General features: G+C 35.1%; 12 protein-coding genes. 6 read left to right on the top strand and 6 right to left on the bottom strand.

Going from position 1 to position 19189, the window contains the following annotated elements; all coding sequences use genetic code 11:
• Window positions 1-471 precede the first annotated feature (471 nt).
• The 6 genes from AC2A07_RS18780 to AC2A07_RS18755 all read right to left on the bottom strand — a co-directional run bounded on the left by AC2A07_RS18780 (window position 472) and on the right by AC2A07_RS18755 (window position 7739).
• Window positions 472-741, bottom strand: coding sequence for a hypothetical protein (locus AC2A07_RS18780; RefSeq protein ID WP_484051650.1), 270 nt, complete (start codon window positions 739-741; stop codon window positions 472-474).
• Between the two features lie 219 nt (window positions 742-960).
• Window positions 961-1404 (bottom strand): hotdog family protein, encoded by a 444-nt coding sequence (locus AC2A07_RS18775; protein WP_484051649.1) that lies wholly within the window; start codon window positions 1402-1404, stop codon window positions 961-963.
• 151 nt (window positions 1405-1555) lie between these two features.
• Window positions 1556-1987 carry a hotdog family protein gene (locus AC2A07_RS18770; protein WP_484051648.1) on the bottom strand — a complete coding sequence of 144 codons (432 nt, stop codon included), beginning with the start codon at window positions 1985-1987 and terminating at the stop codon, window positions 1556-1558.
• Complete coding sequence (gene darB / locus AC2A07_RS18765; RefSeq protein WP_484051647.1) at window positions 1987-3126, bottom strand: dialkylresorcinol biosynthesis protein DarB; 1140 nt, start codon at window positions 3124-3126, stop codon at window positions 1987-1989. The genes AC2A07_RS18770 and darB overlap by 1 nt, the downstream gene beginning before the upstream one ends.
• A 2-nt stretch (window positions 3127-3128) precedes the next feature.
• Entirely contained in the window at window positions 3129-4043 is a 915-nt protein-coding gene (locus AC2A07_RS18760) for a dialkylresorcinol condensing enzyme DarA (RefSeq protein ID WP_484051646.1), read from the bottom strand.
• A gap of 42 nt (window positions 4044-4085) precedes the next feature.
• Window positions 4086-7739: an MMPL family transporter gene (locus tag AC2A07_RS18755; protein WP_484051645.1), complete on the bottom strand. Its 3654-nt coding sequence runs from the start codon at window positions 7737-7739 to the stop codon at window positions 4086-4088.
• Window positions 7740-7931: 192 nt separating this feature from the next.
• Here AC2A07_RS18755 and AC2A07_RS18750 point away from each other — a divergent pair, with 192 nt between their 5' ends.
• The 6 genes from AC2A07_RS18750 (at window position 7932) to AC2A07_RS18725 (ending at window position 19158) form a co-directional block, all read left to right on the top strand.
• Window positions 7932-8933, top strand: coding sequence for a hypothetical protein (locus tag AC2A07_RS18750; RefSeq protein ID WP_484051644.1), 1002 nt, complete (start codon window positions 7932-7934; stop codon window positions 8931-8933).
• Window positions 8933-10072, top strand: coding sequence for an EpsG family protein (locus AC2A07_RS18745; RefSeq protein WP_484051643.1), 1140 nt, complete (start codon window positions 8933-8935; stop codon window positions 10070-10072). The genes AC2A07_RS18750 and AC2A07_RS18745 overlap by 1 nt, the downstream gene beginning before the upstream one ends.
• A gap of 258 nt (window positions 10073-10330) precedes the next feature.
• A complete protein-coding gene (locus tag AC2A07_RS18740; protein WP_484051642.1) occupies window positions 10331-13798 on the top strand; it encodes a T9SS type A sorting domain-containing protein in 3468 nt (1155 codons plus the stop codon).
• Between the two features lie 161 nt (window positions 13799-13959).
• A complete protein-coding gene (locus tag AC2A07_RS18735) occupies window positions 13960-15108 on the top strand; it encodes a hypothetical protein (RefSeq protein WP_484051641.1) in 1149 nt (382 codons plus the stop codon).
• A 49-nt stretch (window positions 15109-15157) separates the two neighbouring features.
• The gene (gene topA, locus AC2A07_RS18730) at window positions 15158-17728 is read left to right on the top strand and encodes a type I DNA topoisomerase (protein WP_484051640.1); all 2571 of its coding nucleotides are present in this window, start codon (window positions 15158-15160) and stop codon (window positions 17726-17728) included.
• A gap of 281 nt (window positions 17729-18009) precedes the next feature.
• On the top strand, window positions 18010-19158 hold the full coding sequence (locus tag AC2A07_RS18725; protein WP_484051639.1) for an alpha/beta hydrolase fold domain-containing protein: 1149 nt from the start codon (window positions 18010-18012) through the stop codon (window positions 19156-19158).
• Window positions 19159-19189: the final 31 nt, after the last annotated feature.

Here is a 19189-nt window from a genome sequence, read left to right as displayed (position 1 = left end):
TTTTATTTTATGAGGTTACAGTACTATAAAATGAACGATAATTGACTTATTCATTCGCTTACCTTATTATCACTAGATGCTTCAGGACAAAAAAAAGATGTTCACAATTTCTTTAAAAATTAAACTCATGATAGTGCCGCAGAAGTTCTTATGGAATTTGAAGATGCTAAATTTATGGTTGAACATTATTTAGAAAATGAAAATGTGAATCTTCTTTTATCAACTGGAAATTTGCAATTGTTATTATAATATGAATGTTAATTTGATTAAATACAAAGGGTTCACCTTATTATTGTACAGGAGGCATGGAATTGTAAATAGTAGAACTGATTAGAGCAATGATCTCTATGATAGTTTTGTTAAAGAGAAGACCAATAATTTTGTCGGAATCAAACGATCTGTTTCTTAATAATAAAAGCAACTCAGTCTGAGTTGCTTTATTTTGATAAAATTTTTTAATACAGAGAAGAATTACTTTCTTTTCTTGTACTTCAAATGAATCAAAAGATAGACTTCATCTTTTTCCAGGTCATTGCACCAGGTACGCTCAGTGACCAATGCGTTTTCATAAAGATAGAGGTCCTCCATATTATTGACATATTCTAATCTTTCTGAAGTTCTATATTTAAAAAACGAAATCAGATTTACCTCGTCACCCACCGCAGGAGCAATGGGAAATTCCACAGAGTTTTCAAATTCAAATTCTATATCGTAGGAATAAAACCTTACATTAACGCTCATACTGTTATTTTTTTCAAATATAAACTTAAATTGTTTAGTCACTGCGTCAATTCGAGTGTTTTTCAAAGAAAAATGTATCCATGATCAAAGACCGCTCATCCAACTTTTGGGTACAATTTTTTCAGAATCGACTTGAAATGACGTTGTAATAAGGAAAAAGTATGGGCTAACAAAAAAGCCAACTCAAAAAAGTCGGCTTATATAGTGTAGAATAAGTTTTTATGATTTCAGTTCCTGAATAAACAGACTGATCTCTGTACGAATCAACAGTTTTTCATCCAAAAAAGTTTCACAGAAAATCTGACAAATATTTTCATATTGAGAAATCAATGAAGCTTTAGAAATAATCTTATCACCAACTTTCGGTAAAGCAAAAATTTCAATTTTCTTAATATTGGTAATGAAACCAATCACTTTCGTATCAACACCAGACCCTTTAAAAAAGCTTTGCCCAAGAATTGATGAGCATGTCTGCGCCGAATGTTCTATGAGGCCTGATTCTAAAAACTGATTCTTGTGAACGAAAATATTGTCTGAAGTAATTTCAAAAGAAGTCACCACGTTTTCCGGAGTAAGTTCCAGAATATAATCAGCCATTAGCATCGGTTTGCGATGAGGTAAAAAATGGTGAATGTTAATGATATTTTCTTCTTTTAACTCCATTTAAACTATATTCTTTTAAAAACGTATAATTGTTTTTTTTGTCACACAAATAGATTTGAGGAATTCGTATTGAGAAACTGCAATTAAAAGATTCTCGATACAAATTCTTTTAGAATTTTACTCGAACTGACGAGTTGTGATTGTTTTGAATTTATTTTACAACCGTTTTCATCTGTGATTTTGCTATAACCGTATTATTTACTTTAGTAATGATTTCAACTAAAGTTACGCCAAGCATTTCATTGAGAATGGTTGCTTCGGTTACCAGATGATCTCCGACTTTAGGCAAGGTGTCTGTTTCAAAAGATTTGATGGCACCAATATACCCTGTGGGCGATTCCTTTCCCAAAAGAAAATATTTATACCCGGTGTGTAAAGCTACACTTTGAGCCTGATGCTCAATCAGTCCTGATGCCTGAAAGATTCCGTCAGTAACAAAGATATTGTCTTCTTTGATTATAAAACCAGAGATAACGTGATTTTCAGAATATTCTGAAACTTCACCTACCATGACGAAAGGAAACTTTTGCGGAATCAGATTTTCAACAAAATTTTTATCAGAATTGGGTAATGTAACTTCCATTAGCAAACGGTTAGCAATGCACATGAGTAAGCAAATCTTCCGCTTTCAGGAACACACAGAAGGATTCTTTCTCCTTTTTTCAGCTTGTCTGAATTCATCAGCTGCTCAACAGCAATGAAAATAGATCCAGCTCCAACATTTCCTACTTCGGAAAGATTATAAAACCATTTTTCCCATGGGAAGTCAAGTCCAACATTGGCAAATTCTTCTTTTAGACCTTCTTTAAAATAGCCTGACGAAATATGTGCCAGAACGTGATCGATCGATTCAGGATCAAGATCATGTTTGTCAAATGACGTTCTTAAACTTTCAGCACCTTTTACAAGAATATATTTGTCAAGAATTTTGGTATCCTGTTTTAAGGCAAAGATTGATTGGTTCAGCCACTCTTCAGCTGGATATTCAGCCCATGATTTCAGGCTGCCGTCTTCCTGCTTTTCGCAGCCGGAATACATACATGCTTCAATTTCGTGAGCGTAGGAATAGAAATCAATCCAGTCAATCCTTAAGGAAATTTCGTTCTCTCTCGGTTTGGGTTCCAGCAAAAATGCAGCCGCACCATCTGAAAGCATCCATCTCAAAAACTCTCTTTTAAAAGCTATGATGGGTCTTTCTTCCAGAAGTTTGAGATTTTCTGCTTCGTGATTAAATTTATCTGCGGTCATCCATGCAGACATTCTTTCGGATCCTACACAGACTGCATTATCTTTTATTCCTGCTTTGATGTTGAGGAACCCATAGTTCAGAGCGTTCATCCCTGAATTACAGAGACCGGTGGAGGTATTGATTTCTACTGACTTTCCGATATTCAGTTCGCCATGCACCATTGATGAATGAGACGGCTGAATCTGATCTGCTGAAGAGGTTCCACAAGACAGAAGCTGCATGTCTTCTTTTTTGAACTGATCATCAAAAAGACCTTCTACTGCTTTTGCGGTAATCTGCGCATTGGTGTGCGTAGGTTTCCCGTTTTTATCCAAAGCGTAGTATCTTGTTTTAATTTTATTATTCCTTAGAATTAAAGCTCTCGCTTTAGAAGGGGTATTATTTACGAAGCCAAGATAGCTTTCCATTTCGTCATTCGAAACCGGCTCATTCGGCAAGTATGTTGAAGCTTTTGTTATGAATACGTCTTGCATTTCTATTTTAAATTAATTCCTTGTAAATATTTTTTCTGTTTTTGTCTTTTTGACCACAAAACAGGTGCTAATAATAGGTGAAAAACCAACACAATTGGTGAAATGATCCAGATTGCTGCCATCAAATATACTTTAAAGAATTTGATCAGCAAAGGTCGTTTTTCCTTTTTCTTTATGATAAGGTTGCTCCAAACTGTAAAAATTTTGTTTCCTACTTTCTCAACTCTGACCAGAAAAGGTCTGATTTCTACCGCTCCGTTCCTCACCAGATCCGGTTGCAGATTTACAAAATCATTATTGTCAAAATGATTCTCAATGATCTTCCCGTATTTCACAGATCCAGAAATTTCTTCATCAGAAACTCCCGCCGCGGGAAGGATGCCGGATTTTTCTTTCTGACCGGTTGTCAGCCAACGGAGAATCGTTAAAACGCTGGTGTAATTATCATGCCTGTCAACCAAAGCAATGTTTCCGATGAGTCTGGCATTGAGGTTTTTTAAATAAACTTTTAATTTTTCCTGGGAAAGCATCCACATATTTCGTGTTCCGGAAACAGTCACTACAGGAGTGTCTTTTAACAGGCTTTCTGCATAGCTGCTTTTCAGAAATGAAATAATCGGAATAGAGGGAGTAAGGTACCATACCTGATATCCGAAAAGGATAAGATCGAATTTTTTGTTCAGTACACTCTCCGGCGGCGGAAGAATCTCAGTCGGAATCTGCAGATAAGATTCGGGAAAGGTGTTGAAAAAGACATCACCCGGCCATGGAAAAGGAAAATCCTCCTTCAACTGAATGTTGTAATAAGTTACTAAATATTCGTCCTTTTTATCTTCAAACGGCTGAGCGATATTTTTCATGATATCTTCCAGCTGCCCCGTTTGTGTGTAATATAAAACAAGTACGTTTTTCTGCATTGATATTCTTTATGGATTACAAAAATATGCTTTTAAAATTTATTATTCATTAATGAATACTCTTATTGATTCATTAGTGAACACTAAGTTAAATGCAGGGTTTTCAAAAACTGCATTTTCTGCATTGATAAATATAACCGTTTTAGGGAGATGGGTAATTTCCTGTATATTAAAATCTGAATCTGAAATCAGAAGAATGTCAATGGTTCTGGTGACTTCAGAGATGTTTTTAATATAATTCAGTTTTCTTTTTTTTACTATATAATTGTTCTCTGCAATTTCGCGTTTTTCAGTATTTTTTATATAACTGAAAATCTTTCTTCCGGCTTGCTGTAATGTTAGCAAAGCGTCTTTCTGCCCAAAGTCATCAGCGATGTGTAATATCACTGCGTCTTTCGGGATATACTTATTAAGTTCGAAATAAACAGATTTGTTTTTGTTAAAATCCCGTTTTATTTCATCCACGACTTCTGTTTCCTTGTATAGAAAACTTAAAAATAATTTCTTTTTAAAATAATTTTCATCTTCAGTTTCGCTCCTCAGTCTTTCAAATTCATTTCTGAAATAAGCATTGATGTTTTTGGCTCTTTCTTTATAGGAATTTCCGAATAATAAATCATCTTTACTGATTCTCTCTCCCACTTTTACAGTAATATCGCCGTCATAAATGATGAAATCACCTTTAGGCAGTACTTCAGAATTTCCATGAATATAGATAGGTAATATATCCAGTCCGAATTCTTCTGCCAGGTAAAAGGCACCTTTGTGAAAACGTTTTACATCATTCGTGTAGGATCTTTCTGCTTCAGGAAAAACAACGAGAGAATAGCCCTCCTTAATTTTTTCTTTTAATTTTTCTTTTCCGTTTTCGATACCCTGTGAGACCGGATAAAATCCTAAAGCCCTGACCAGTTTTCCAAAAACAGGAGAATCGTATACCCAGTCATTAACAAGGTAGATAATCTTATGAGTTACCATAGCAATAGCCAACGTGTCGAGAAAAGAAGTGTGGTTAGCAATTATAATTGCAGGTTTGCTGAAATCTTCGTCAGGGTTTGGAATTACTCTTTTCTTTACCCATGGATTTCCGTACAATACAGATGTTAAAAATTTGGCTAAGATTAATTTGATGAGCTGTAACGTCCTGCCTTTTGAATTTTTGACAAAAATACTGCCCAGGACTGAAAATAGGAGTCCACCCAATCCATAATATGCAAAAAGAATAACAGAGTGTAAAAACAATCTGAAAGTGATGGGTGAAAGTCCTTTTTGGGTTCGGTTAATAATTAAAAACCTGAACCAGAACGGATACAAAGTAGATGTAATAATGATGACGGAAAGCATTCCGATCAGAGCAACTAATGCAAGAGAATGTAAAGCAGGATGTTTGGCAAAAATTAAAGATCCGATTGATAAAATCGTTGTGAAAACGGCTAGTATAATTGAAATCCGGTAGGTTGGCAATTCATTTCTACCTGTTGTATGCTCTTTCTGCATTGCTTTCGTCAGGAAAATACTGAAGTCATCCCCGACTCCAAAGACCAAAGTGCATACGACCGTGCTGAAAATATTTAATTCCAATCCCAGAAAATAGAGGATTCCTGCTGTAACCACTCCTGTTAAAACAATAGGGAACATAGTCAGAAGCGTCAGTTCAAAATTTCTGAAAAAAATAATAATCGTCAGAAGAATGGCCAGTAACGAATAATTTATCAGGGTGTTGAAATCTCTCTTAAGTAATCCTAAAAAGTTTTCGTTCATCTGCTGGCGGTCAATGGCAATCGCATCATGCTTTTTCTCAATATCTTTTATAAAAGCATCTCTTTTCTTTTCATCAACTTTTACAATATTGGAAACCGTGTAAAACCCATTTTCCTCACTCAGAAACTCTGAGATTTGAAGGGCTTTAATCTTTTTGTAATCTTTTAAACTTAAAATGGAATAACTTTTATTTACATTTTCAACGAATTTATCAAATGCTGAACTGTTGAATCCGTATTTGTTTCCCTGATGAATCAATTCAGGTAAGATCTGATCTTTTTTATTTTTGTTCCAGAATCTGTTCCACGCTTCGATTTTTTTCTGCTGATCTTTTGAAGAGAGCACTACATTACCAATCGAATTATAACTTAAAATTTTTCCTTCTTTTTTTTCTTTCTCCAAAAACTGACTCAGGTCTGAATTTCCGGATAGGGCTTCTTCTTCAGAATTTCCGTAAGAAATCGTGTAAATTGATTTTGAAGTGATGTCAGATAGTTTTTCCAGCTTCGCTTCGCTTATTTTCAGATCTTTAGGGATGTAATTTAAATCACCGATATCTTCATTGAAACCAACATGTCTGAAACCAAATAAACATGCTATGATGACCAGAGAGCAACCGATAATCAAAGGTTTATTTTTCTCATAGGGATAGTGCCCAATGGTGTCGATAAAATTAGTATTCACCTTTCCTGCTTTTTCTTTAGGATGATACAGTTGCGGGACTATGATCAATGCTGAGACTGACGAAAATAAAACGGTAATTGATGCAAAAAGTCCCAGGTCTTTCAGGGCTTCAGAACGTACAAAAACAAGGCATAAAAATGAAACAGCTGTCGTTGCGCTGCTCAGGATAATCGGCTGGGTAATTTCTTTATATAGTTCTTCAATATTATTGTTGTGCTTGTAATGAGTGAGAATATGCAAAGCATAATCAATCGTAATTCCTATTAAAATAGCGCCAACGCTTAATGAGATGGTAGAAATTTTATCTTTTATGAAATACATTACCATCAAAGCAAGCAAAACTGAGAATAAGGTAGGTAGAAAAACGATAACAGGCGTTAAAACATTTCTGAAATAATATATAAGTAAGATCAAAAGCAGCGTCATTGAGATGATGACTGTATTCTGAATGTCTTTTTTGATCTGCTGAGCATTCGCAACAGCAATTACAGGTGAACCAAAATAGCTGAGTTCTGTTTTTCCTCTGAACTTTTTGTTAAGAGTATCTTTAATCTCATTTAAGCGGTTGATGAAGGCTTCATTGTTTTTGGTGTCATTACTTTTGTTTACAGGTTCGATGAATAAAAGGAGGTTTTTTCCGTCTTTAGTGACAATGTAATTGTCCTCCAGTTTGAAATCTTTGCTGATGTTGAGAGCATTCAGTTTCCTGATTCCTAAAAATGCAATCCCCAGAGGATCTTTTTTAATGAAATCTTTTGTGACAAGGCTTGTTGGTGAAGCCAGTGAAATGTAATTATTTTCGACCTGTTTTGCAATGCTGTCTTTATTCAGCTTTTGCTCAATTTTCCGATAATCTTCTTCATCTAAAAAAAAAGGAAGATTCTGATTAACAAAATCAAACGTTTCGGTAATTTCCTGACTGTTTACTTTGCCTTGAATGGACCCGATGTATTTTTTTACTGACTGCGTTTTTTCTAAAAACTGATCTGCTGTTTCAGATAACTGAAAACTGTCCTCATGTGATTTGTTTTCAATAATGACGATGATTTTGTCTGAGAAGTTCAGCTGTTTCAGGACTTTTGCTGTCAAATCAGATTTTTCGCTTTTCGGAATGATCTGATTGATGTCTTCTTCAAAATTAATTTTAGAAGCAAAAAACAGGCACAGTAAAGAAATTCCTAAAGCAGCTGCAGTAGAAAGAAATCTGTTTTTGGCAATCAGATAATATAAAAAGATAAAAAGACGATGCATGAGATTATCGAATCAGGTTTGCAAATTTAATTTTTTAAGGATTAGTTTAAAGAATAATGCGATAAGTTTTCGTTGAAAATCAAGAAAATATTCATTTAAAATGAAAAAAACTTTTACTTTTGCATGAGTTCCCTTTTTTGCCGGCATTAATCAAAACACAAAAATTTTATTCTTAATTGAGGAACTGTTTGTATGTTGAGAACCTTCGATGAAAAAATAAACAGTTTTTTATTTGTGGTAGTTTTACCATTTCTGTTGTTTTTTATATCCTACTATGGCTTTGAATCGTCTTATGTAAAACTCAAATCAATGGAGGAGGCTCCTGAATTTATGTTTTCATCGGTATATGCGTACCGTATAATTCCTAATTTTTTAATGGTATATGTTACAGAAGCAGTTGATTTTTCAGTTAATAATTACCTGATATCAGTTAAAGATTTACTTCATAAAAACGGTACGGTTTTTTATCACAGTATATTTTTGATCAACAGTTTCTTTTTTATACTTTCATCACTCGTTTTAAATTCTATACTGAAATTCAGACCTGTCGAGATTCTTTATAATTCCAATATCAGAATGCTGATCCATCTTTTAGCTGTTTTTTTTATTGTAATCGTACAGTATGTGCCTACGAACTGTGACAGCATTGCTGTTTTCTTTTATCTGCTGGGAATTTTATTAAGTTTAAAATATTATCATAAGAAAAGACGCCTTGATCTTATACTGCTGTGTCTCATGGTATTGGTGTCGACGTTGATAAGAGAGACGTCATGTCTCAATATTGCTTTTTACGCAGCGATTGCAGTCGATCCCGGAAAAATTAAAGCTGGAAATCTAAAGTCAATCAACGAAGTTGGTCTTTTGGTGGTGTCTTTTGTAATACCTTATATGGGATTGAAGTTGATGATCCCGCAGAATACTTCATTCTTTGAAGGCGTTTACCTGATGAAAAATTTCACAAGTCCTTTTAACATTGCAGGATTATTTTTCGGATTGCTAGGTTTGTATTTTACACTGCAACTGTGTGGCCCGTACGGAAAATTAATTTTGAAAAGGTACCTGTTTTTTTCATTGCCCTACTTGGGAATGATTACTTTTGTAGGGCTTTTTTGGGAAACGAGACTGTTTCTGCCTTTAATTCTTTCGGGGCTTATTGTTGCATTTCATCAGTTTAAAATATCTATACCAAAATAATGAGTTTACTACATCCATATTATATTGTTGCGCTGGTATTTTTGGTTATTTTCAGTTTTCAGGAAGTATATGGAAATAAGGTTGAAAAAAAATGGCTTTGGTTTCTGGGTGGGTATCTCATAATCGTTGCAGGCTTGAGAGATGAGGTGGGGCCGGATTATGGAAGTTATGTGGGGATTTATAATTATTCTGATACCAAAGATTATTTGAGTATTATCCGAAAAGCATTTTTTCTTGAAGGTCCTCAGCCTGTAGAACTTGAGTGGCTGTTTGTTCTGATTAATAAAGTTTTACTTAACATATTTAATGCGCCATTTTATGTTTTTACATTGGTTATCGCAGCGATTACCATTATTCTCAAGATAGAATATATTGATGACAATACTTTTTATCCATTTACATTTATTCTCTTTCTGTTTATACCTGGTTTTTTTATTGGAGAAAGCGGTCAGATCAGACAGTGCTTAGGATCTTTTATTGTTTATTATGGAATTAGATTTATCAAAGAAGATAAATTGCTTTTGTATTTACTATGTATTTATCTGGGGGCAGGTATACATAATGTCTGCTACATATTTTTACCGATGTACTGGGTTGCGCGTATACCTCTGAATAAAGTATGGATGCTTATTCTGATTATTGTTTCAGTCTTTGCTTCTCCTTTTGAGGTATATAAGTTTTTTGGAGATTTTCTCGGTAGCGTGGCAGGAGATAATGTACTCGTTGAGGGTTTTAACGGGTATATTGGGGAAACTGCTACACGTCTGAATGGTGGAATTGGTATTCCGGAAGTCATGATGGCAATTCTTACATTTTTTCTTTTCTATTTTGATACACCTATGCAGGAAAAATATCCTTACTATGAATATCACAGAAACTATGTAGTTATAGGGATCTGCTTTTATTTTATTTTCAGGAATAATCCTATATTTTCTTCAAGACTGGCGGGTGCTTTTATCGGTTTCTCTTATATTATCATCCCAAATGCTATGTATGTAGTATCATCGGGAACAAAAAAGCTGATACATACTTTTATCATTGCACTGTTTATTTTTAATTTTATCGTATTTGCAAGTTTTAAAAATATTATCAATGGTAATTTTACTATTGATCGCTATCATAATTACTTACTGCCATAAAAATTCTCCTTTCAACTTTATTATTTATAAAATTTAAGATTACATTTTTTAAAAAAAATGTAATCTTAAATTTTATATTATTCGCTGAAAATTGTATTTTTGATATAATAACTTAAAATAATTTTATGTTAAATATTGATTTAATTTAACTATTATTTAATATAATTGTTTTATGTTTTAAGTATGTTTAAATAATATTCGTTTTTTATTAATATTATTTAAATGTAAATTTATTATCACACCAAATACAATTTTAATATGAAAAGTAAAATTAGAAAGATTCTAATCGCAGTATTATGCTTAGTTTCTTTAAAAGCGTATTCTAAAAATGATTTAGAAATAGAGAATGTTGTATTGACAACTGATGAGTCGGCACTTAGCCTTGCAGTGGCCGATACACTAGATAGGGGGGACGGAATTGATGAGCACAGCAATTTTATAGAGTCTCGTGTAGCGCAAACCCTGGATTGGACTAAAGCACCTAACAGCTATATTTTTGATGCCAGTCAACATGGTGAAGGATTATTTATCCCTGTTAAAAAAGCATACGAAATGTGGAGCAGTTATAAGTATTTAGTAAGTGCGGATGCTATTAAGGGTAACGTGACTGCTGATGTACTTTGGGAAGATGTCCCTGGACTTATAAAGACTGGAGCAAATTACAGTCTGGAAATTCTTGACACCGGTGAGAATGGGAAAATAAAAGTGCTGATCAGCAAAGTCAAAAAAGGAAATGCAGTTATTGCTTTCAGAATCAATGGCGAAATTTTATGGTCTTGGCATATTTGGGCTACCGATGATCCTTCCGGCGGGTCTGTTTATAAAAGTTTTACAGAGGTCAAGAGGCAGAGAAAAGACGGTACAATTGAAAATATTCCGGATGCAGACTGGCAGTGGATGGACAGGAATTTAGGCGCTATCAACAATAGTAATACAGACGGGGATTGGATCAAAAGTGGTGGACTTCTGTATCAATGGGGTAGAAAAGACCCTATTCCTCCTTTAGTTTATAAAGGCAATGATTTTTATGAAGTCTCCGGATCAATAGGAAGAATTAGACACAGAGGAGCCAAAAACTTTGCAAACGCAGTAAATTTTGATAACCTTAGAAAATTTGTACTTCTTTCTAATGCAACTCTCGATAACAATATTCAGCTTTCTGTTAAAAATCCTTTAAGTTTAATTTATGTAAATAAAAATGATAATACAGGCCCTGCTTATTATAATAATAACACAGGTCTTATGGTCAACTGGTTTGGTAAATCAACAAGCATTAATGACAGCAGACTGTCGGAACTAAATTTATGGGCTGATAATTCAAAAGGAGTACTGACTTCAGATTATAACAGTGATAGCGGTGCCGCACCTTACAGGGACAAGTCTCCTTTTGATCCATGTCCGAATGGATGGAGAGTTCCCTCCATGTTGGTTGCTAATCTGGCATCAGGTGCATACGTAGATGATATCAGGATTGATTACTCGCCTTTTGGTGTTAGAACTACCTTAGGTAAAAATGCTTTTGAAGCTAATGGTTATCACATTATTAAGCCCAATGACGCTAATGTTCCGTCTTTTATGACCGGTTTCAGATTGTATCCGAATGTTGGTTTTGATTTGTCAAATGCGGGAGGAAACAATATGGGAGTGTTTCCCGGAACGGGTCAGCTTATTATAGATACTCAGGCTGGACAATATACTGATCAACATCATACAGGTCTTTGGACGGCAACAATGACCCGGTTTTTTGATGCTACACCTTCGGTTGCGGCAAGAGCATTATTTATGGTTCCGGACAAATATCAGCCAGATACACCGGATCCTGCAAATCCGACTGTCAAAGGCAGATATTGGTATGTGCCGACCTCAAATTTAAAAACTTCGGATGCCAATGGATGCCGATGTATAAAAGATCCTTTGTATGTAGTGAACGGATATAATTTTCCTACCCAGTATTTAAATATGAATTCAGAATATACCGAAGGTTTACATAATCCCAATACCTATCAGATTGTTAAAAGCACTGTTTCATCAATGATTAAAATTCCTGTTTCAAAGGCGTTTTCTGTTCAGAGTCAACTGTTAAATAATACTGAGATCTTAATCCCTTCAAATTTTAATGATTTAAAAGCGAATGTTCTATGGACGACCAATACAGGTTTAATTGGTACAGTTAGTGTCAGCAATCCATCTCCGGGCTCAACTGATGGTCTAGCCAATTCAAAGATTATTGTTGCGGTAAATCCCAATCAGAGCGGAAATGCGGTAATCACTTTACATAACGGAAATATAAATAATCCTGTGTATTGGTCATGGCATGTATGGGTAACGGATACAGAAATAGGATCGTATAATTATACAACAGAAATTCCTAACGCTTCTGCGACCAATTATGTGAATTATGTTCCTAAAGGTGATGTTTTAAAAACAGAATTCATGGATAGGAATCTTGGAGCTACTGATTCTTTTCCCATCGTAGCGAATCCTCTGACCCCTACGGCAGCGGAATATGCAAAAATAAGAGCCTCTACAGGTTTGCAATACCAATGGGGCAGAAAAGATCCCATTCCGTCATTTCAATATGCAGATACGAGAGCTTCTTATAATATATTCTTAGGAAATGTAAATGCAAATGGAAATATTGCTTATACTACACTTACTCCCGGTGTTTACAATACGCTTCCCGGTAATTATATTATTCCTTATGCCACCTATACAAATGCTACAAATGCCAATATATTATCTACTGATAAAACTTCAGATAAGATAGCAAAAGTACTTTCGTATTCCGTAAGAAATCCTCTGGTTTATATGATTCCAAGTACATTTGCTCCTTATAATACAGCTGTCCCGAATTATACAAACGGAACCGACTGGCTTTTAAATGAGCCGAATGTGGCAGCAGACCGATGGGGAAGAGGTGGTGAGAAATCCCCTTTTGATCCATGTCCGGAAGGATGGAGGATTCCGGATCTTACCAGTGTTGCCATTATTACAAACCGGGATTTTGGAATTACACCATGGTATAAAAAAGATAAAAATGTAGCAACAGCATATAATTTAATTAACGATTATGCAGGGGTAAGAGTGAGAAATACGACAACTACTACAATCGGTTATATGTTTAATGATTCCAGTTATCCTGTAGGAAACTATCCAAATTCAGGATCACGTGGTTTCAGGAGTGTTACTGCTAACCAGTCTTCTGCAGGAACTTTTACGTTCAATAATTTTCAATACCCTGGAGTCTGGACAGCAGCTTTGAACTCAAATTACATAGGAAGACCTATCAACATACTATTTGATGCCGCTTCAAGTGCCAATCGCCTGATTACGTTTCATGATAATAATGATCCGTATTTCGGAATGAACTGCCGGTGTGTAAAAATCAATTATAATCAGAACGGAAATGAATTGGGGCCTATTCCTGCGCTTCCGGTTACTGCAGGAGCATCGGTGAAAGCTTCAAATGTTTTCACAAAAAATGAAATTACTGAAATAGCCAAAGAAAACAGGATTACGCTGTTTCCTAATCCTGTGAAAGATGTATTGTATATAAAAGTTAGTGATACTAAAGATTATCACTATCAAATCTATAATGCTTCGGGTCAAATGGTAAAAGCAGGCAGGTTTGAAAACACAAAAGCAGATGTTTCTTCACTTGTTCAGGGAGTTTATCTTGTAAGAATCAATAATTCTGAAACTGTTGTAAAGATTTTGAAAAAATAAACCTAAAAAAGAAATTTTCTTAATCTTGCAGTAAAGAGAGGTAAAATAGTGCTTGGATATTCGTAAATTCATATTTTTGATTTCACAAATCAATGGATTTATATAATATTTTAAGGGCTGTTTTGCTTCTCTTTTTTTAACAGATCCAAGAACTTATGATGATGCGAGAGAAAATTTTATCTTTTTTTAATATTAAAGGCTTTATTAATGTTCTGATTATTGTGACAGCTTTGTTTGCGCTCACCTTTACCTATCTGCATAATGCAAAATCAGACGGATATATTTTGGGTGACTGGCTGATCAATTATCAGGATGGGGGGTTTAAAAGAAGAGGTCTTTCCGGAAGTTTTTTTTTCCTGCTACAGGACATTACTGGAGTACAGCTCAATTTGCTGGTTTACTTATTTCAGGTCATTGTCATTTCAGGATTTTTTTATTTTTATTTTAAATTAATACAATATAAAGAAGCAACATTTCTTTATGTCTCATTACTATTATCCTCTGTCGGCTTTATCGGCTTGTTTAACTGTGTAGATTATGTAGGTAAGAAAGAATTTATTGTTTTCTTTCTGTTTGCTTATTTCGTTTATCATATTAACAGCAATTCACTCACAAAATCAAAAGAATATTTCGTTTGTTCGGGACTTTTAATTGCGATGTTTTTTCACGAGATCACTCTTTTCTTCATTCCTTATTTTTTAATAGCAATCTATTTAAAAACCGGAAAAGTTGAATTCAAAAGATCTCTGAAATATATTATTTCCGTTTTTATTCCCGCTGCTCTTATCGTCCTATTAGGGAAGAACATAAATGAAGGTAATTCACTGCGAATTCTACAGGAACGCGGTGTTTTTTTAACAAATGGTATTTTCTTCTGGAATATTAATGAACGACAGTACATAATTGAACATTTTAAAGATTACCGATTATACTTTATAAGTTTTTTGATCTCCGTTTTTCACGTGAGTTTTTATTTAAAATATCAAACAGAAAAAAAGATGATATCTATTTTATTGATGGTGGCTTTTATCTTTTCTTTACCCCTGTTTTATCTTGCAATAGATTGGGGAAGATGGATGTATATTCATATGATATTCATTATTGTGCTTTTTGCCATGCAGTTGAAGGATAGTGCCCATACGATGAAATCTGAGACCCTGAAATTTAATTTTAAATTTTATTTTACCTTATTTATTGTCATTTTATCATTGACGTACCGTGTAGAAATGTCAGGAAAAGGCTTTACTTTTGAGGGATTTTTCTACAGAATCTTCATTTCGCCAATAGAATTACTGCATAAAATGATATGATGAAAAAACGATATAATAAAAAAGCTTTACTTTTGCAAAAATTTAGAGGATGTCGAAAAATTTAGTAATCGTCGAGTCTCCGGCAAAAGCAAAAACTATTCAGAAATATTTAGGGAAGGATTTCGAAGTCAAATCGAGCTTCGGACACATCCGTGACCTTCCAAAAAAAGGAATGGGAATTGACCTTGCCACCTTCAGTCCGGATTACGAAGTTTCGGCCGATAAAAAGAAATTGGTAACAGAGTTAAAGTCTGCTGTAAAGAAAGCCGAAATGGTCTGGCTCGCTTCCGATGAGGATCGTGAGGGAGAAGCTATTGCCTGGCATTTAGCAGACGAATTAAAACTGAAACCCGAAAACAGAAAAAGAATTGTTTTCCACGAGATCACTAAGAATGCAATTCTTAAAGCAATTGAGAATCCAAGAGATATTGACCAGAACTTGGTGAATGCTCAGCAGGCAAGAAGAGTTCTCGATAGAATCGTAGGTTTTGAGATGTCTCCTGTACTTTGGAAAAAAGTAAAACCGGGATTGTCTGCGGGTAGAGTACAGTCAGTTGCTGTAAGATTGGTTGTAGAAAGAGAAAAGGAAATTCGGCAGTTTACCCCGAAAGCAAGTTTCAAGCTTGACGGAATTTTCTTAAATAAGTCTGAGCAGGAAATTACTGCCAAACTTAAAAAAGATTTCGAAAAAGAAGCAGATGCAGAAAAATTTCTGGAATCAGCAAGAACGACAGAATTTAAAGTTCTGAATGTTGAGACCAAGCCTGGAACACGTTCAGCTTCCGCACCATTTACCACCTCCACTCTTCAGCAGGAAGCTTCCTCAAGGTTGGGGTACAACGTTACCAATACAATGCGTCTGGCTCAGAGATTATATGAAGAAGGTTTCATCACTTACATGAGAACAGACTCTGTAAATCTTTCTCAGGAAGCGATTGACGGTGCAAAAAATCAGATAACATCCGAATATGGCGCTGAATATTCTGCACCAAGAAAATATACAACAAAATCATCATCAGCCCAGGAAGCTCATGAGGCGATCCGTCCTACAGATTTCTCTGTTAAATCAATTGGTGATGTTCAGCTAAGCAAATTATATCAGCTCATTTACAGAAGAACATTAGCTTCGCAAATGGCGAATGCTAAAATTGAGAAAACCGTTATCGAAATTGGAAATTCAAAACTGCCTCAGCATTTTGAGGCCCAGGGTGAAGTGATTATTTTTGACGGTTTCTTAAAAGCTTACGGAATTGTCAAAACAGAAGACGAAGACGAAGAAAGTAATGAAAAATTATTGCCGAAAGTTACGGTAGGGGAAGTGTTAGACTATAAAAAAATTACTGCTACAGAAAAATTCACCAGACCAAGTGCGAGATATACAGAAGCAGGTTTGGTGAGAAAGCTTGAAGAACTGGGAATCGGCCGTCCGTCAACGTACGCGCCAACTATTCAGACGATTCAGAACCGTGAATATGTAGATAAAAGAGAACTTGAACCACAAATTCGTGAAGTGGTAAAAATCTCTTTGGCAAAAGATAAAATTAAGAAAGAAGTTCTTGATGATAAATTTGGAGGAGATAAAAATAAATTTGTTCCTACTGATATTGGTGAAGTGGTAAATGATTTTCTAACTAATAATTTTTCTGAAATCTTAGATTACGGTTTCACGGCAAGAGTAGAAGAAAGTTTTGACGAAATTGCTAACGGAGATCAGAAATGGAAAGAGATGATGACTGATTTCTACTCAAAATTCCATCCTAGAATTGAGGACGTAGAAGAAAATGCTGACCGTGCCAATGGAGAACGTCTTTTAGGTGTCGATCCTAAATCAGGAAAGAACATGTATGCAAGAATAGGAAGATTCGGGCCGATGATTCAGATTGGTGAGCAGGATGATGAAGAAAAACCAATTTTTGCTTCTTTAATGGCTGGACAGAATATTGCAACAATCGGTTTGGATGACGCTTTGGAATTGTTTAAACTGCCGTTTGAATTAAAAGATTTTGAAGGCCAGTCAGTCACCATCGGTGTTGGAAGATTCGGGCCTTATGTGAAATGGGGTGAAACTTATATTAGTGTTCCTAAAGGTGAAGATCCGCTTTCTATTGATCAAAACCGTGCAGAGGAAATTATTGCCGAAAAGAAATTAGCTGATGCACCTATCGCAAACTTTAAAGGAGAGCCTATCACTAAAGGAACAGGTAGATTCGGACCTTTCATCAAGTATCAGAGCATTTTCATCAATGTTCCGAAAAGATATGATTTTGACAACCTTTCTCAAAGTGACATCAATGAATTGGTAGAAGCTAAATTAGAAAAAGAAGCAAACAGATACATTCAGCAGTGGGAAAAAGAAAAAATCTCCCTTGAAAATGGAAGATGGGGGCCCTTCATCAAATTTGGAAAAGCAATGTTTAAAATTCCTAAGAAAAAAGATGATACCAAATATGAATCTGACGAGTTGAAAGAAGTTTCTCTTGATGAGGTTAAAAAATGGATCACTGCACAGGATCCTAAAGCGTTCGCTGAAAAGAAAAAACCTGCCGCTAAAAAGCCTGCCGCAAAGAAAACAGCGACTGCAAAAAAAGCTCCGGCTAAAAAACCAGCTGCTAAAAAATAATAGTTTAAACTTAAATAAACCCCTTTTGAAATCATCAAAAGGGGTTTATTTTTGCGAAATTTGCGTTTTTATTTATATAGCTTAAGAGTTAGTCAAAACCTAATCAATAAATTAAGCCTGAATTCAGGATAGAATTAATTTGTTGATTATCATAGGATTCAACTTGACAGTGTGTAGTAAGAAGACATGTTTGATAGTATATCTTTAAAAATATCATGATGAATTAATAATATGAAAACTAATGTGGTTATTAAGTCGTAAGTTAGTTTTAAATCATAGCTATGTTTCGTTTTTTAATTATCATCCTTCTTTTTATCCTTTCCTTCGTTAATTTCTTTCCTGTACCAAGTCAGAGTACGTGGTATGTGGGCATTGCAGTTCCTGAATTTCCATGGATATTTATGCTTGTGTCACTAAGTTTATTGGTTTGGAGTTGGTATTCCAAAAGATTCAGAAAAGCCTCAATTATTATAGGGGTTATTACTTTTGTCATTCTTTCTTCACCAATAGTCCGCGCTTATAATGTTGGAAGTCGTCTTTCTGCAGATCTTGAAAATTCGTTCGGAGTAAAAGACGCTGATATGACTGGTTTTCATCAGGAACATCCTTTTAGCTTTCTTCAGATGTTTACGGGTAACGGAGCAAAAAATATCCCTTTTAGAACTTATCATTTTGCAAAACCTGCCGGTGTTGATTTGACATTAAATTTTACTCCTTCAGCCATTTCCGGCGTTCGTCCGTGCTTAATAGTAGTGCATGGCGGTTCATGGAAACGTGGGGACAACAGCGAAATAGCTGCTGCCAACAATTATTTTGCCAATGCAGGATATCAGGTAGCAACCATCAACTACAGGCTTGCTCCGAAATTTCCAAGTCCGGCGCAGCAGGAAGATTTGCATTCTGCATTCAAATGGATTCGCCAACATTCAGCTGAGTTAAAAGTTGATACTACTAATATCGTTCTGATGGGAAGGTCTGCAGGTGCATCAATCGTTTTAACCATGGCCTACACCGGACACGAAAGTGGCGTGAAAGGAGTTGCTGCATTTTATGGAGCTATCAATATGCCGTGGAGTTATAAAAATCCGGATAATCCTCTGATTATGGATTCAAGAGAAGTCCAGCGGGATTTTCTAGGAGGTACGCCCGATCAGGTTCCGGATAGATATCACGCAGAATCGCCGTTATTTCATGTAAATGCAAAGACAACCCCTACATTGCTTGCTCATGGTTGTCTTGATGCACACGTGTGGCATATTCAAAGTGAAATGATGAAAAAAGAACTGGATAAGCACCATGTGAAAAACTATCTGCTCACCATTCCGTGGGGTACACATGGTTTTGAATATAATTTAAATGGTCCTGCAGGACAATTGTCAATGTATTCGGTTGAAAGGTTCTTTTATTCTGTTACACAAATGAAAAAATAAGAGAATTGTACTATTTATCTTTAAAAAAAGG

The organism is Chryseobacterium sp. HNCC26DJ238 (assembly GCF_057180465.1).
The sequence above is the reverse complement of the archived record's forward strand: the minus strand, read 5'-3'. Positions and strand labels throughout refer to the sequence as shown.

Excerpts from the sequence above, each read along its gene's own strand:
- AC2A07_RS18725 (WP_484051639.1), top strand. The coding sequence starts at position 18,010 with ATGTTTCGTTTTTTAATTATCATCCTTCTTTTTATCCTTTCCTTCGTT.
- topA (WP_484051640.1), top strand. The coding sequence starts at position 15,158 with ATGTCGAAAAATTTAGTAATCGTCGAGTCTCCGGCAAAAGCAAAAACT.
- AC2A07_RS18780 (WP_484051650.1), bottom strand. The coding sequence starts at position 741 with ATGAGCGTTAATGTAAGGTTTTATTCCTACGATATAGAATTTGAATTT.
- AC2A07_RS18770 (WP_484051648.1), bottom strand. The coding sequence starts at position 1,987 with ATGGAAGTTACATTACCCAATTCTGATAAAAATTTTGTTGAAAATCTG.
- AC2A07_RS18755 (WP_484051645.1), bottom strand. The coding sequence starts at position 7,739 with ATGCATCGTCTTTTTATCTTTTTATATTATCTGATTGCCAAAAACAGA.
- AC2A07_RS18750 (WP_484051644.1), top strand. The coding sequence starts at position 7,932 with ATGTTGAGAACCTTCGATGAAAAAATAAACAGTTTTTTATTTGTGGTA.
- AC2A07_RS18735 (WP_484051641.1), top strand. The coding sequence starts at position 13,960 with ATGCGAGAGAAAATTTTATCTTTTTTTAATATTAAAGGCTTTATTAAT.
- AC2A07_RS18760 (WP_484051646.1), bottom strand. The coding sequence starts at position 4,043 with ATGCAGAAAAACGTACTTGTTTTATATTACACACAAACGGGGCAGCTG.
- AC2A07_RS18775 (WP_484051649.1), bottom strand. The coding sequence starts at position 1,404 with ATGGAGTTAAAAGAAGAAAATATCATTAACATTCACCATTTTTTACCT.
- AC2A07_RS18745 (WP_484051643.1), top strand. The coding sequence starts at position 8,933 with ATGAGTTTACTACATCCATATTATATTGTTGCGCTGGTATTTTTGGTT.
- AC2A07_RS18740 (WP_484051642.1), top strand. The coding sequence starts at position 10,331 with ATGAAAAGTAAAATTAGAAAGATTCTAATCGCAGTATTATGCTTAGTT.
- darB (WP_484051647.1), bottom strand. The coding sequence starts at position 3,126 with ATGCAAGACGTATTCATAACAAAAGCTTCAACATACTTGCCGAATGAG.